Genomic DNA, 14,673 nt, shown 5'->3' with positions numbered 1-14,673 from the left:
AGGTGGGTGGCGACGGCGATGCCGTCACCACCCGGATCATCACAGGGCCATGCGGAACCGCAGGAACCCGGCGTCGGATGTGCCCGCCTCTTCCAGCGATACGCCGGGGACGGCATCCGCGTAGGACGCGCCACCGGGACCGGTCTCGAAGATCGCGGTGGTTCCGGGCATCGGCACGAAGGACCAGTTCGCATCGGCGCTCGGGCTGATCGTGCCCTGATCGACGATATAGCGCACGATCACATCGCGGTTCGTGTCCGGCGCCTCGAGGATGATGGTCGACCCATCCGCACCGGGGAAGGCCCCGCCGCCCGAGGCACGGTAGTTGTTCGTCGCGATCACGAATTCGGCCGCCATGTCCAGCGGGGCACCGTTGTAGGTCAGATCCACGATCCGGTTCGCATCCGGGGCCACGACCGTGCCATCGCTGTCGAAGCGCGCGGGCTGCGACAGGTCGATCCGATAGCTGACGCCATCGATGACGTCGAAGTTGTAGCTCGGGAACTCGGGGTTCAGAAGGACGGCATCCTGTGCGCCTGCCGTGACCTGATTGAACATGCCCGCCGACCGTTCCAGCCAATCCTTGACCTGCTGACCCGTAACGCGGACGGCGCGCACCGTGTTCGGATACAGGTACAGGTCGGCCACGTTGCGGATGGCAACGTCCCCTGCAGGCACATCGGTGTAATACTCGGGGCCGCCCCGGCCACCGGCCTTGAAGGGGGCTGCCGCCGACAGGATCGGCAGGCCCGCATGTTCCGTGCCTGCCAGAAGCTGTTCGACATACCATTTCTGCGCGATGGACACGATCTGCACCGACGGGTCATCGGCCACCAGCGCGAAATAGGAATGCAGCGGCGCATCGGTCTTGCCGACGGCGCGGCGCACATAGGCCAGCGTGGCCTCGTGGTCATCGCGGGTGGCGTCCAGCACGGCCGCCTCGCTTTCGACCTGGGGTTGCCAGGAGCGATCCTCCTGCCGCAGGGCGATCGGACGCAGTTCCGACGTCGAGGCAGCGACGCGCCACGCACCCCCCTCCCGTTCCAGCATCAGGTCGATCAGGCCCATGTGGCTGCCCCAGAAGCCGGGCATGACGGCGGGTTTGCCGTGGATCGTGCCCGAGGCGGCATCGACGCCCGCGATCCCCTCATAGGCGCTGCCGGGGAACTCCCGGTGGTGGTGGCCGGTCAGAACCACATCGATGCCGGGGACGGCGGCCAGCGGGACGGATGCGTTCTCCATCATCTCCGATTCCTCGGCCGCGCCGATGCCCGAATGGGACAGGGCGATGACGATGTCCGCCCCCTGTTCGCGCATCTGCGGAACATAGGCGCGGGCGGCGTCGAGGATGTCGCGCACCTGGACGTTGCCCTCGAGGTGACGGCGGTCCCACTGCATGATCTGTGGCGGGGTGAAACCGATGATCCCGATCTTGATCGGGTGTTCCGCCCCGGCGCCATCGACGATCATGCGGTCCAGAATGACGTATGGCGGCAGCAGGGTCGTATCCTGCGCGGGGGCGGCGCCCATCTGTGTTGCCACGTTCGACAGGACAACGGGGAAATCCGCACCGGCCAGCGATTTCATCAGGAAGTCTAGGCCGTAGTTGAACTCATGGTTGCCGACCGTCGCGCCATCGAACCCGACGGCATTCATCGCGGCGATGACGGGGTGCAGGTCGCCCTCCTTCATGCCCCGCTCATAGGCCATGTAGTCGCCCATCGGGTTGCCCTGAAGGAAGTCGCCATTGTCCAGAACGAGGCTGTTGCCCGCCTCGGCGCGCACCTCTTCGATGAGGGCGGCGGTGCGGGCAAGGCCGACGGTGTCGACCGGACGGTCGCCGTAGTAGTCGTAGGGCCAGACATGCACGTGCAGATCCGTCGTTTCGGCGATACGCAGGTGGGCCTGGTTCGCCTGGGCCCGCGCGGCGAACGGATGCACCATCAGAAGGCCCGCGGCCCCCGCGGTCGTTGTGGAAAGGAAACGGCGGCGCGTGAGGGTCATGGGTCTCTCCTGTCAGAATCAGCCGGCCCACCCTTCGCCCGGTTTGGTAACAGAAGAACAACAGACATATCGAACGCGGATGGAACGCTGGGCGCAGGATGCAAGTTGTCAGGGTAAGCTGCAAGCAAAGGAGACACCGATGTCCATCAAGGAAATGATCGCCGAGCACCCGGACGTCGCCGGCCATGACAACGAATACCTGACGCAGGCGGTCCGCTATGCCATGCTGTGTGCCGCGATCTGCAACTCCTGCGCCGATGCCTGCGCCGCCGAACCCGATGCGAACGAACGCGGCGACTGCATCCGCAAATGCAACGATTGCGCCGACATCTGCACGGCCACGTACCGCGTCGCCAGCCGCCGCACCGGCGGGAACGAGGCCATTCTGAAATCGATGCTGACGCTGTGCGTCGAGGCCTGCGAAACCTGCGCCGAGATGTGCGAAGGCATGGACGACGACCATTGCAAACGCTGTGCGAAGATGTGCCGCGAATGCGCCGAGGATTGCCGTAAGGCAGCGGCGAACCTGTAGGCCATACGCCTGCCGGGCCTGACCGGGTGGTTCCCGGTCCGCGGCAGCATGATCCAAAAACGACGAAAGGCCGCCCTTCGACGGGGCGGCCTTTCGCGATTTCTATCGAGATACGATCAGCTGGGCTGCTCGTCGCCGTCCTGGCCCTCGGGCGTGGCGACGGGGCCATCGTCTTCGAACTCATCGGCGGCACCGCCGATATCGTCGAACAGCTCCGAGATCTCGAACTCGGCTGCGGCTTCTTCTTCCGCGGCCAGTTCCTGGATCGACTTGCCGGCGGCCTGAAGCTCGGCCTCTTCGGGCGAACGCGCGACGTTCAGCTCGATCTCGACCTCGACTTCGGGGTGCAGCTTGACGGTGACCGTGTGGATCCCGAGGTCCTTGATCGGCGCCTGCAGGGCGACCTGACCGCGCGAAACGGTGAACCCGCCGTCGGTTGCGGCTTCGGCGGCGTCACGCGTGGTGACGGAGCCATAGAGCGACCCGGCGTCCGAGGCCTGACGGATGATGACGAACTGCTGGCCAGCCAGCTTCTCGCCCATCGCATCGGCTTCTTTCTTGGACTCGAGGTTCTCGGCAACCAGCTGGGCCTTGCGACCCTCGAAGGCGGCGACATTGGCCTCGGAGGCCGACAGCGCCTTGCCCTGCGGCAACAGGTAGTTGCGCGCATAGCCCGGCTTCACGTCGACGACTTCGCCCATCTGGCCCAGCTTGGCCACACGTTCCAGAAGGATAACATGCATCTGCTCGTCTCCTTATTTCACGGCGTAGGGCAGCAGGGCCAGGAACCGGGCGCGCTTGATCGCCTTGGCGAGGCGGCGCTGGTTCTTGGCCGAGACGGCGGTGATACGGGCGGGCACGATCTTGCCGCGTTCGCTGATGTAGCGTTGCAGCAGGCGGGTGTCCTTGTAGTCGATCTTCGGGGCGTTGGGGCCCTCGAACGGATCGGTCTTACGGCGGCGGAAAAACGGCTTGGCTCCCATGATCCGGGCCCTCCTTTAACGGCGCTCGCGGCGTTCGCCGCGTTCGGGGCGCTCATCGCGCTTCTGCATCTGGACCGACGGGCCCTCTTCGTGGGCGTCGACCTTGATGGTCAGGACGCGCATCACGTCGTCATGCAGACGGGCAAGACGCTCCATCTCCTGAACGGCGGACGACGGTGCGTCGGTGCGCAGGAACGCGTAATGGCCCTTGCGGTTCTTGTTGATCTTGTAGGCCATGGTCTTCACGCCCCAGTACTCGCTCATCACGACGGAACCGCCGTTGTCCGCGAGGACGGTGCTGAAGTGTTCGACAAGGCCTTCGGCCTGCGCGCTGGACAGGTCCTGGCGCGAGATCATCACATGCTCATAGAGCGGCATGGTCACTCCTGTTTTTGTAACGCGTGTTTCATAGTCCGGACAAAACCCGTCAGCCGGACACGAGAGACCACGCGGGGCAATCGGTATGACGGGTCCGTGCGCGTATAGCGATCTGCAACGGATGCGCAAGCGGCCTCTCGCCATGTCACGCCGCAAGACGCACATATCAGCGTCCCGCAAGGGGGGCACGTTTGGCGCAGGATGCCGATCCTGCGCGTCCGGGCCGATCGCATGGTCGACGGCCCATCACGGGCGCCCCCGTGCGGCGCCATCCGACCCGCGACAACATTCCTGTCGCACGAAAAAAGGGGCCGCTGGTTGCGGCCCCTCGAGGTCTGATCGACCAATCGTGGTGGTGATCAGTTCCACCAACCTTCGTCCACGGACGGCAGCTCTTCCAGCTGCTCTTCGCTCATCCGCGTCACGAAGCTGTAGGAGCGGTCGTCGACGGGCACGAGGCGCACGTCGTCGGTGCGCAGCATGACGTGCTTGTCACCGATGTCGAGAAAACCGCCGACCTCTGCGACGATGCCGACCATCTGGCCGCTCTTGTCGAGGATGACGTCTTCGATCTCACCGATCTGGGCATAATCGTCGGCCCAGTTCATCGCGTCCCAGGAGGCGTTGTCCGTGTCCATCCAGTCCGTCTCGTTGTAGACGGAGGAGATGGAGTAGATCGGCCCGCCGGTGATGTCGCGGGTGCGGATCAGGTCGGTCATGTCCTCGGACATGCTGTGTGCGTCGGCGAGGGCGGGACCCGCGGCGGACAGCGTGGCGGCGACGGCGGCAATGGCGGCGGTGCTTGTGATATTCTTGAGCATTTGCAGGTGCCTTTCCAGTTGTTTGCATTGTCCTCACAACGCATGCCCCACCACACATTGTTCCGAGGTTTTCTGAACTTTCTGTCAGGCGGGTGCACAGACGCACATGATCTGTTGGCAGGGTCGGCTTTGCCTTCCTGCCCGGACGCGGCATGTTCCGCCGTGTAACGCCGACACCCAGCCACGGAGGACATCATGTTCCGCACCACCCTTGCCGCCGCCCTGTTGCTTGCCGCCCCCGCAGTCGCGGAGTCGGAGACCTATGAGGTCGACGCCAGCCACGCACAGACGCTCTTCAGCTACACCCACCTCGGTTTCTCGACGACCTTCGGGATGTTCTCGGGTTGGGAAGGGACGATCGAATTCGACGCCGACGCGCCCGAGAATTCCTCGGTCGAGGTGTCGATCCCCGCAACGGCGATGTTCACCGGATGGGAACAGCGTGACGCGCATTTCTCCTCGCCCGATTTCCTCGACGTGGCCGAAAACGACATGGTCCGCTTCGTGTCGACCGGGATCGAAGTGACCGGCGAGGATACGGCGCTGATCACCGGCGATCTGACCCTTGGGGGCGTGACGAACGAGATCGTGCTTGATGCCAAGCTGAACCAGACGGGCAACCACCCGCAGATGCAGAAGCCATGGATCGGCTTCGACGCGACGACCACTCTGCTGCGCTCGGACTTCGATGCCGGCGCCTTTGCGCCCTTCGTGTCGGACGAGGTCGAGGTGACCATCTCCATCGAGGCCGGCAAAGCCGACGCCTGAACCGGTTCAAAAGAACAGAAAGGGCGGCCCGCAGGTTGGGCCGCCCTTTTTCGTTCACGGACCACGTGTGTGCGGTCGTCGGAGGATCGTCAGAAGAACGCCTGCAGCCCCGTCTGGGCCCGCCCGAGAATCAGGGCATGCACGTCGTGCGTGCCTTCATAGGTGTTCACCGTCTCGAGGTTCATCATGTGGCGGATGACCTGATATTCCTCGGAAATGCCGTTGCCGCCGTGCATGTCCCGCGACAGGCGCGCGATATCGAGGGCCTTGCCGCAATTGTTGCGCTTGATCAGGCTGATCATCTCGGGCGCGGCGCGGCCCGTGTCCATCAATCGTCCGACGCGCAGACAGGCCTGCAGGCCCAGCGCGATTTCCGTCTGCATGTCCGCCAGCTTCTTTTGGAACAGCTGCGTCTGCGCGAGGGGCTTGCCGAACTGCTTGCGGTCCAACCCGTATTGCCGTGCCGCCTGCCAGCAGAACTCGGCCGCGCCCATGACGCCCCAGCCGATGCCGTAGCGCGCGCGGTTAAGACAGCCGAACGGCCCCTTCAGGCCCTGCACATTGGGCAGCAGGGCATCCTCGCCGACCTCGACGCCGTCCATGACGATCTCGCCCGTGGTCGAGGCGCGCAACGATTGCTTGCCACCGATCTTCGGTGCGCTCAGGCCCGGCATCCCCTTTTCGAGGATAAAGCCCCGGATCTTGCCGCCGTGATCGTCCGACTTGGCCCAGACGACGAAGACGTCCGCGAAGGGGGCGTTCGAGATCCACATCTTGGAACCCGTCAACCGATAGCCGGTCGCCGTCTTCTCGGCGCGCGTCTTCATGCCGGCAGGATCGGACCCCGCGTCCGGCTCCGTCAGGCCGAAACAGCCGATAAGCGTCCCGGCGGCAAGGCCGGGCAGGTATTTCCTGCGCTGGTCTTCGGATCCGTAGGCGTGGATCGGATACATTACGAGCGACGATTGCACCGACATCATGCTGCGATAGCCGGAATCCACGCGCTCGATTTCCCGCGCGACAAGGCCATAGGTGACATAGCTGCCGCCAAGGCCGCCGTATTCCTCGGGAATGGTCACGCCCAGCAGGCCGGCGGCCCCCATCTGTGGGAACAGGCCCGGGTTGACCGTCTCTTCGGCATAGGCCTGCCTGACGATCGGGGCGAGGGCGGTATCCGCAAACTCCTTGGCGGCGTCGCGCAGCATCCGTTCGTCTTCGTCCAGCTGATCTTCCAGCAAAAAGGGATCCGTCCAGTCGAATTGACCCAGATCGGGGCCGAAGCCCTGTGCCGATACATCCTTCATGACGTCCTCCACGCGCTGCTGTTGGGGATGACGTATCCGCTGCGGACCGGCCGCGCAACGTGGCGCAACGCCACCGCCCACGGGCACCCATGCAAGGCGCGGGCGACCGCGCACAGGCGGATGGCGCCCGATGATATCCGATAACCATGCGCTGTATTGGAACTGCGCAGGGCCAATGGTGTTTGTTTGGCAGACTATCATTTGGGAGACTCCACATGCGCACTGCCCTTCGCTCTGCGACGGCCCTGACGACCAGCGTCACGATCGCGCTCATTCCGGCCGTTGCGCCGGCACAATCCCTGACCGTGCCGGAGGCGCAGACGGAATGCCTGGCCGCCGGGGTCCAGGTTGGAGAAGGCCGCGTCGACGCCTGCATCCAGGCCCTTCTGGCCGGACAGGACCTGTCGGCCGCCGCCGCGGCCGGGGGCGTCACGCCAGCCGATGAACCTGCGCTGACGGTTCCTGCGGCACAGCAGCAGTGTCTCGACGCGGGCGTGCAGGTCGGCGCCGGTCGGGTGGACGCTTGCATCGGATCCCTGATGGCGGGCGCGGGCATTCAGGATGCCGTTGCAGCCGGCAATCAGGCGGGCGCCGAGGCCGAAGCCGCCGCCCAGGCGGATGCGGAACGGGCCGCTGCTGCGGCCGCCGCCGAGGCAGAAGCCGAGGCGAACCGTGAAGCCGCCGCCCGCGAAGCCGAGGCCGATGCCGCACGCCAAGCGCAAGCCGAGCGGGATGCGCAGGCCGAGCGCGAGGCCGCCGCCGCGCGCGAGGCGCAGGCCGCACGGGATGCCGAGGCGGCATTGACCGTGCCGCAAGCGCAGCAGCAGTGCCTCGATGCCGGAGTCGAAGTGGGTGAAGGCCGTGTCGATGCCTGCATCACCACCCTGATGTCGGGGGCTGATCTGCAGGCAGGGATCGAAGCCGCCGCTGCCCGCGACCGGGCGTTGGAAAGCCGTCTCGCGGATGAAGTCGCGGCCCGTGGCGCACCGACCCTGAGCGCCGAGCAGCAGGAAGCCGCGCAGCGGACCGCCGACGCGCTCTTCTCCGGTGGTGATCGCGGCGGAGAGGAAGCCCCCGCCGCCGCCGCGTCCGGTGGTTCGCAAGGAACGGTGACGGAGCAGACCGTGACCGATGCCGACGTGCGCAGCTCCTCCGAGGATTTCGAGACCGGTGCTGTTGAATCCTCCGATGGTGGCGGCTTGTCGAACGCTCAGAAATTCGCCCTTGGTGCCTTGGGTGCACTTGCGGTCGGCACCGTCCTGAACAGTCGGAACCGCGTCGTGTCCAACTCCGGCGACAGGGTCGTTGTTCAACAGGATGATGGCGCGCTGACCGTCCTCAAGGATGACGATGCCCTGCTTCGTCAGGCCGGGTCGAACGTGCGCACCGAAAGCTTCGACGACGGCTCTACCCGGACGATCGTCACCCGCGAGGATGGCAGCCAGGTCATCACCGTGCGTGATGCATCGCTTCGGGTTCTGCGCCGTGTGCTGGTCCAGACGGACGGATCGGAATATACCCTGATCGACGACACCGAGGAGGTCGCGCCGGTCGATGTGGCGTCCCTGCCGGTGGCCCCGGTCGTGTCCACCGGGCAGGGGGATGACCCCCTTCGTGCGGCCTTGCGGCGCGAAGCCGGGCTTGATCGTCGCTTCAGCCTTGCACAGGTGCGCAACATTTCCGAGGTGCGCGCACTTGCGCCTGCGTTCGAGGTCAGCGAAGTCACCTTCGCCAGCGGATCCGCCGCGATCACGCCGGAGCAGGCCGGTAACCTGACCGGCCTCGCCCGTGAGGTTCTGGCGGCCATCCGGGCCAACCCGCGCGAGGTTTTCCTGATCGAAGGGCATACCGATGCGGTCGGGGATGCGGCCTACAACCTTGCCCTGTCGGACCGCCGTGCCGAAACGCTGGCCCTGGCCCTGAACGAGTATTTCGACGTGCCGGTCGAGAACATGGTCGTCCAAGGCTACGGTGAGCGGTTCCTGAAGGTGTCGACACAGGCGGATGAGCGCGCGAACCGTCGCGCGACCGTGCGCCAGATCACGCAACTGTTGCAGACGGCTGCGGCCGAGTGATCTGGCGGCAGGGGGTCTTGTGACCCACGCGTCCCTCCGTCATCGTGATTGGCGGAGGGACGCCATGACACAGCTGGATGATGCGCCCGCGGCGGCGTTGACGTGGGCGCAGGCGGGCAGGGGGGCAGCCCTTGCCACGGTTATCGACACCTGGGGCAGCGCCCCGCGCCCGCGCGGTGCGCAGCTTGCGATCTCGGACGAGGCGGAACTGGTCGGATCGGTGTCCGGCGGCTGCGTCGAAGGGGCCGTGGTGGCCGAGGCGCTGGACGCCATGACCGACGGGCGGCACCGGATTCTCGAATACGGCGTGTCCGACGACGATGCCTTTGCCGTCGGGCTGGCTTGTGGCGGGACCATCCGCATCCTTCTCGAACCGGTCGGGCCCGCGCTGTCGGTCGACATCCTGTCCGACCTCGTCGCCCTCCGTGCCCGGTCCGAGGCGGTGGGGCAGGCGGTCGACCTGACAACCGGGGCCACCCACCTTGTCACGGGCGCGGACATCCGGCCGCGCCTGCAGACAGGTCGAAGCGGGTTCATGGACGACAACCCGGACGTCTTCGTCACCCTGCATGCCCCCCCGCTGCGCCTTGCCGTCGTCGGCGGTGTGCATATCGCACAGGCGCTGGTCCCCATGGCGCGGCTGACCGGTTACGCCCCCACCGTCATCGACCCGAGGGAGGCTTTTGCCACGCCGGCCCGGTTTCCCGACACGGTGCTCAGCCATGACTGGCCCGACGCCGCGATGCGCACCTTCGCGCCCGACGCGCGGTCGGCAGTCGTGTTGCTGACCCACGACCCCAAGCTCGATGACCCCGCCCTGATCGAGGCACTGGCCTCCGATGCCTTCTACATCGGGGCGCTGGGGTCCCGTCGCACCCACGCAAAGCGGCAGGAACGGTTGCAGGCGGCGGGCATTCCGGCCGATCAGATTGCCCGCATCGATGCGCCCGTGGGCCTCGATATCGGCGCGGCCTCGCCCGCGGAAATCGCCGTTGCCATCCTCGGCGCGATGACGCGGGCCTTGCGTCGGGGATGAGGTTCGGTCGGGTTCCGCTGTCCGAGGCGCTGGGGGCCATCCTTGCGCATTCCGTGTCCACGCCCGGTGGGCGTCTGCGCAAGGGCAAGGTTCTGGATGGTGACGATCTGGCCACCTTGGCGGCAGCCGGGCAGACGAACCCGATCGTTGCGCGCCTCGACGCCGGCGACATAGAGGAAAACGCCGCTGCGGCCCGGCTTGCCGCCGCCCTGTGCGGCGATGGGTTGGCGCGGCGCGATGCCTTCACCGGGCGCGCAAACCTGCACGCCGAGGGGCCGGGCCTTTTGCGTATCGACCGCGCGGCGATTGCCGCCGTGAATGCAATCGACCCGATGATCACCGTCGCGACCCTGCCGGAATGGCAGCGTATGGCCCCGGGCACCATGGCCGCGACCGTCAAGATCATCGCCTATGGTGTGTCAAAGCGTGCCTTGTCGGCCGCCTGCGAAGCGGGGGCAGGGGCCCTGTCGCGGGCTGTCCCCGCGTTGTCGAAGGCCGAGTTGATCGTGACCACGCTGGACGCGGCGGCGGAGGCGCCCGGGGTGGACGCCGTTGTCGACCGCCTGCGTCGGCTGGATGTGACGGTATCGACCCGTCAGGTGCCGCATGACGCCGATGCCCTGGCTGCGGCCTTGGCCGATGGGCACGCACCGCTGCGCCTGATCCTGACGGCTTCGGCCACGTCGGATCCGCGAGACGTGGGACCCACCGCCCTCGGACAGGCCGGTGGGGTGCTGACGCGCTTCGGAATGCCGGTCGATCCGGGCAACTTGCTGTTTCTCGGCACGCTTGGGGCGGATGCCGTGATCGGCCTGCCGGGGTGCGCACGGTCACCCGCCCTGAACGGTGCGGATTGGGTTCTGGAACGCATCGTCTGCGGCGTGCCCGTGGAGTCGGCGGATATTGCCGCCATGGGTGTTGGCGGCCTGCTCAAGGAGATACCGACACGGCCGCAGCCCCGCGAACGCCGCCGCTGACCCGCAGGCGACCGCGCGGGCAATCCCGGCGCGGCAACTGCACTTTCGGCATTTCCCGATGCGGCCGCCTGTGGTTACGTGATCTCAAATGTCAGGAGGACCGCAGATGACAGACGTCACCATGACCGTAAACGGCACGGCCCGTTCCGCCCCGGCAGAGGGCCGCACCCTGCTTGTCGACTGGTTGCGCGATGGTCTGCACCTGACCGGCACCCATGTCGGCTGTGACACGTCGCAATGCGGGGCCTGCGTCGTCCATCTGGATGGCGCCCCGGTCAAGGCCTGCACCGTCCTCGCTCAGGAAGTCGAGGGCGCGGAGATCACGACCATCGAGGGCATGGCCGCCCCGGATGGCACGCTGGGCAAGGTTCAGGCCGCGTTTCAGGAACACCACGGTCTGCAATGCGGTTTCTGCACCTCGGGGATGGTAATGGCGGCGGCCGCGCTGCTCGAGGAAAACCCCACGCCCACCGAGGAAGAGGTGCGCCACTACCTTGAGGGGAACATCTGCCGCTGCACCGGTTACCACAACATCGTCAAATCCGTCCTCGCGGCCAGCGGGCAGTCGGTCGAGCCCGTCGCAGGTTGACCGCAGCCCCTGCCACCGGCCCGCGATCCGGCCTGCGCCCCCACGTTTCAGGAGACCCCAGATGTATCCATTCGACCTGACCCGACCCAAGACCATCGCAGATGCGGTTGCCGCCCTTGCGGACGAGGACGCGCAGGCCCTTGGCGGCGGACAGACCCTTTTGCCCACGATGAAGGCGCGATTGGCCCAGATGGACCGGCTTGTCGCGCTGTCCGGCATCCCGGAGATCAGGGGCATCTGTCGCGACGATGCGGGCCGGGTCTGCATCGGCGGCGGCACACCCCATGCAGAGGTGGCGCGTGGCTGTGTGGACAGCTATCCGGCGCTTGCCGCGCTGGCGGGGCGCATCGGCGACCCGGCGGTCCGGACACGGGGCACCATCGGCGGCAGCCTTGCCAACAACGATCCCTCGGCCTGCTATCCGGCGGCGGTCCTTGCGTCGGACGCGACGGTCGTGACGAACGCGAGGGAAATCGCGGCGGACGACTTTTTCGACGGAATGTTCGCGACCGATCTGGAGGAAGGCGAGATCATCACCGAGGTGCGCTTCCCCGTGCCGCAGGCCGCTGCCTACGAGAAGTTCCTGCAACCCGCGTCACGCTTTGCATTGGTCGGGGTCTATGTCGCGCGTTTCACCGACGGGGTGCGCGTCGCCGTCACCGGTGCCTCGGGGGACGGGGTGTTCCGCTGGTCGGAGGCCGAGGACGCCTTGAGCAGCGATTTTTCCGCCGCCGCGCTGTCCGGTCTTGCCGACCTCGATGCGGAGGAGATGATTTCCGACGTGCACGGATCGGGCACCTACCGGGCGCATCTGGTGCGCGTGATGACCGCGCGGGCCGTCGCCGCCGCATCCTGAGCGTTCCGTATCGGCCCGTTGAAGGGCTGATACCTGTCCGGCGACGGCGGGGCCCGTGATGCCCGGGCCCCGCCGTCGCAATCTTCAACCCTGACCGACGCCCGTCCTGCGTTTAATGCGGGCGCGCGGGCCGCATGGAGCCGTGTATCCGTGGGCATGAACGAAGATGGAAAGATGAATCGACAAAACCGGATTTCCGGTTTATTGGATTCGTCATGAAGCTTGATACAGATACCGCCGCCGAGGCGCTTGCCGCTCTGGGCCATCCGGCCCGCCTGTCCATCTTCCGCCTGCTCGTGCGCGCCGGCCCTGACGGTCTGCGTGTGGGCGATCTGGCCGCGCATCTCGATCTTGCGCCGTCGACTTTGGCCCATCACCTGCGCGCGCTTGTTCAGGCGGGGCTCGTCAATCAGACGCGGCATGGCCGCGAGGTGCGCTGCGATGTGGATTTCGCGGCGACGCGGGGCCTTCTGGGTTTCCTTACCGAAGAATGCTGCACCGGGGTGCGTCTGTCGCGCGACGCCGCTGCCTGACCCTGTCCCCCTTCAAAGCGAGCCTTTGTCATGACTGACCTGTCCAGTTCCCCGCGTCTTCAAAGTTGGCTGCCGCTGTGGCGCGAGCATCGTGTCTGGGCAGCCGTCGCCCTGATCCTGGCGGGTCTGGCCGTGGTGTCGCCGTCGCAGGCGCTGACCTCGCTGACCTTCACCATCGACGCGTTGGTCGGGACGGCGCCGTTCCTGCTGCTGTCGGTCGCGATCGCGGCCTATGCGTCGGCCAGCGGGGCCGATAACCTGATCGCCAAGGCGTTTTCCGGCGCCCCCGTCCTGATGGTCGCGGTCGCTGCCCTTGTCGGCGCAGTCTCTCCTTTCTGTTCCTGCGGCGTGATCCCCCTTATCGCGGCCCTGCTGGCGATGGGCGTCCCGCTGAGCGCGGTCATGGCATTCTGGTTGGCGTCGCCCATCATGGACCCGTCGATGTTCGCCTTGACCGTCGGCGTCCTCGGGTGGGAGTTCGCGGTGGCCAAGACCGTGGCGGCCATCGGTCTCGGTCTTCTGGGGGGGTATGTGACGATGCTGTTGATGCGCGCCGGGCTGATGACGCGCCCCCTGCGCGCGGGTGTCGGCGATGGTGGATGCGGTGCCTCCTCCGTGCGCGCGCCGAAGCCTGTCGTCTGGCGGTTCTGGACAGATGACGACCGCCGGGCAAGGTTCGGGCGAGAGGCGCTTCGCACGACGCTGTTCCTTGCCAAATGGCTGACCCTCGCCTTTTTGCTGGAAAGCCTCATGCTGGCGTATATCCCGGCCGAGACGATCACGGGCCTCTTGGGCGGGGACGGTATCGGCACCGTCGTGATCGCATCCGCCGTCGGCGTGCCGGCCTACCTCAACGGGTACGCGGCCCTGCCGCTGGTCGGTGGTCTGATCGAGCAGGGCATGGCGCCGGGGGCCGGTCTGGCGTTCCTCGTCGCCGGTGGCGTCAGTTCCCTGCCGGCGGCCATCGCGGTCTGGGCCCTGGCGCGGCCACGGGTCTTTGTGCTCTACCTCGGGTTGGCGTTTGCCGGATCCATCACGGCGGGCCTGATCTATGGGGTCGTTGCCTGATTGCAGGGCCCGGACAGGCCCAACAAAAAAGGGCACCCAACCGGGTGCCCCTTCATATTCGTTCCGACTGATGTCAGCGGCTGTTCGGGCCGATCATCATGACCATCTGGCGGCCTTCCATCTTGGGGAAGTTCTCGACCTTGCCGATCTCGTCGGTGTCCTTGGCCACACGTTCCAGCAGTTCCCGTCCGAGGTTCTGGTGCGCCATCTCGCGGCCGCGGAACCGCAGGGTCACCTTGACCTTGTCCCCGGCTTCCAGGAACTTCATCACGTTGCGCATCTTGACGTCATAATCATGCGTGTCGGTGTTGGGGCGGAACTTCACCTCCTTCACCTCGATGATCTTCTGCTTCTTGCGCGCCTCGGCTTCCTTCTTCTGGGTCTCGTACTTGTACTTTCCGAAATCCATGATCTTGCACACGGGCGGCGTGGCGTTCGGGCTGATCTCGACCAGGTCAAGGCCTGCGTCTTCCGCCATCTGGCGGGCGCGGGCGGGGCTGACGACGCCGACGTTTTCGCCTTCGGCGCCGATCAGGCGGATTTCAACCGCACGGATACGGTCGTTGACGCGGGGGCCGGTGTCGCGCTGCGGAGGCGCATTGTGAGGTCTGCGGGCGATGATCGTGTTCCTTTTGATCATTGAATGAGGGCTGCAAGATAGCCCTTCCGGCCCTTTTCTTCAAGCGGCAAGGGCACTCGGAGGGAACAACACGGCCGCTTTGTCGTTGAAGGTATGAGGCTACTACGTC

At 66.3% G+C, this 14,673-nt stretch carries 16 protein-coding genes; 9 read left to right on the top strand and 7 right to left on the bottom strand.

Annotation, left to right across the window (positions count from 1 at the left end; genetic code table 11):
• Positions 1-39: 39 nt before the first annotated feature.
• A complete protein-coding gene (locus tag V6N07_RS05465) occupies positions 40-2,004 on the bottom strand; it encodes a bifunctional 2',3'-cyclic-nucleotide 2'-phosphodiesterase/3'-nucleotidase (RefSeq protein ID WP_371154642.1) in 1,965 nt (654 codons plus the stop codon).
• 139 nt (positions 2,005-2,143) lie between these two features.
• Between V6N07_RS05465 and V6N07_RS05460 the strand changes: the two genes are divergently transcribed.
• Positions 2,144-2,536, top strand: a complete 393-nt coding sequence (locus V6N07_RS05460; protein WP_371154640.1) for a four-helix bundle copper-binding protein — start codon at positions 2,144-2,146, stop codon at positions 2,534-2,536.
• Positions 2,537-2,652: 116 nt separating this feature from the next.
• On the opposite strand, the gene rplI is transcribed toward V6N07_RS05460, so the two are convergent.
• The 4 genes from rplI to V6N07_RS05440 all read right to left on the bottom strand — a co-directional run bounded on the left by rplI (position 2,653) and on the right by V6N07_RS05440 (position 4,718).
• Positions 2,653-3,279, bottom strand: coding sequence for a 50S ribosomal protein L9 (gene rplI, locus V6N07_RS05455; protein ID WP_371154639.1), 627 nt, complete (start codon positions 3,277-3,279; stop codon positions 2,653-2,655).
• Between the two features lie 12 nt (positions 3,280-3,291).
• Positions 3,292-3,519 carry a 30S ribosomal protein S18 gene (gene rpsR / locus V6N07_RS05450; RefSeq protein WP_371154637.1) on the bottom strand — a complete coding sequence of 76 codons (228 nt, stop codon included), beginning with the start codon at positions 3,517-3,519 and terminating at the stop codon, positions 3,292-3,294.
• Positions 3,520-3,534: 15 nt separating this feature from the next.
• Positions 3,535-3,897 carry a 30S ribosomal protein S6 gene (gene rpsF, locus V6N07_RS05445; RefSeq protein WP_371154636.1) on the bottom strand — a complete coding sequence of 121 codons (363 nt, stop codon included), beginning with the start codon at positions 3,895-3,897 and terminating at the stop codon, positions 3,535-3,537.
• A 359-nt stretch (positions 3,898-4,256) separates the two neighbouring features.
• Positions 4,257-4,718, bottom strand: coding sequence for a PRC-barrel domain-containing protein (locus tag V6N07_RS05440; protein ID WP_371154635.1), 462 nt, complete (start codon positions 4,716-4,718; stop codon positions 4,257-4,259).
• A 195-nt stretch (positions 4,719-4,913) separates the two neighbouring features.
• On the opposite strand from V6N07_RS05440, the gene V6N07_RS05435 reads away from it, so the two are divergent.
• Positions 4,914-5,486: a YceI family protein gene (locus V6N07_RS05435; protein ID WP_371154634.1), complete on the top strand. Its 573-nt coding sequence runs from the start codon at positions 4,914-4,916 to the stop codon at positions 5,484-5,486.
• 89 nt (positions 5,487-5,575) lie between these two features.
• Here V6N07_RS05435 and V6N07_RS05430 read toward each other — a convergent pair whose 3' ends face one another.
• Complete coding sequence (locus V6N07_RS05430; RefSeq protein ID WP_371154633.1) at positions 5,576-6,790, bottom strand: acyl-CoA dehydrogenase; 1,215 nt, start codon at positions 6,788-6,790, stop codon at positions 5,576-5,578.
• Between the two features lie 215 nt (positions 6,791-7,005).
• Between V6N07_RS05430 and V6N07_RS05425 the strand changes: the two genes are divergently transcribed.
• From V6N07_RS05425 to V6N07_RS05395, 7 genes are all read left to right on the top strand, one after another.
• Positions 7,006-8,865 carry an OmpA family protein gene (locus tag V6N07_RS05425; RefSeq protein ID WP_371154631.1) on the top strand — a complete coding sequence of 620 codons (1,860 nt, stop codon included), beginning with the start codon at positions 7,006-7,008 and terminating at the stop codon, positions 8,863-8,865.
• Positions 8,866-8,929: 64 nt separating this feature from the next.
• On the top strand, positions 8,930-9,901 hold the full coding sequence (locus tag V6N07_RS05420; RefSeq protein WP_371154630.1) for an XdhC family protein: 972 nt from the start codon (positions 8,930-8,932) through the stop codon (positions 9,899-9,901).
• Positions 9,898-10,878: a molybdopterin-binding protein gene (locus tag V6N07_RS05415; protein WP_371154628.1), complete on the top strand. Its 981-nt coding sequence runs from the start codon at positions 9,898-9,900 to the stop codon at positions 10,876-10,878. Before V6N07_RS05420 ends, V6N07_RS05415 begins: the two co-directional genes overlap by 4 nt.
• Positions 10,879-10,984: 106 nt before the next feature.
• The gene (locus tag V6N07_RS05410) at positions 10,985-11,467 is read left to right on the top strand and encodes a (2Fe-2S)-binding protein (protein WP_371154627.1); all 483 of its coding nucleotides are present in this window, start codon (positions 10,985-10,987) and stop codon (positions 11,465-11,467) included.
• A 61-nt stretch (positions 11,468-11,528) separates the two neighbouring features.
• The gene (locus V6N07_RS05405) at positions 11,529-12,323 is read left to right on the top strand and encodes a xanthine dehydrogenase family protein subunit M (protein WP_371154626.1); all 795 of its coding nucleotides are present in this window, start codon (positions 11,529-11,531) and stop codon (positions 12,321-12,323) included.
• 215 nt (positions 12,324-12,538) lie between these two features.
• Positions 12,539-12,856: an ArsR/SmtB family transcription factor gene (locus V6N07_RS05400; RefSeq protein WP_371154625.1), complete on the top strand. Its 318-nt coding sequence runs from the start codon at positions 12,539-12,541 to the stop codon at positions 12,854-12,856.
• Positions 12,857-12,886: 30 nt separating this feature from the next.
• The gene (locus tag V6N07_RS05395; RefSeq protein ID WP_371154623.1) at positions 12,887-13,924 is read left to right on the top strand and encodes a permease; all 1,038 of its coding nucleotides are present in this window, start codon (positions 12,887-12,889) and stop codon (positions 13,922-13,924) included.
• Between the two features lie 73 nt (positions 13,925-13,997).
• Here V6N07_RS05395 and infC read toward each other — a convergent pair whose 3' ends face one another.
• Positions 13,998-14,564, bottom strand: coding sequence for a translation initiation factor IF-3 (gene infC / locus V6N07_RS05390; protein ID WP_371154622.1), 567 nt, complete (start codon positions 14,562-14,564; stop codon positions 13,998-14,000).
• Positions 14,565-14,673 lie beyond the last annotated feature (109 nt).

The sequence above is a fragment of the Jannaschia sp. 2305UL9-9 genome, assembly GCF_041403465.1.
In the GTDB taxonomy this organism is placed as follows: Bacteria; Pseudomonadota; Alphaproteobacteria; order Rhodobacterales; family Rhodobacteraceae; genus Jannaschia.
This window is presented reverse-complemented; position numbering and strand designations above follow the sequence as displayed.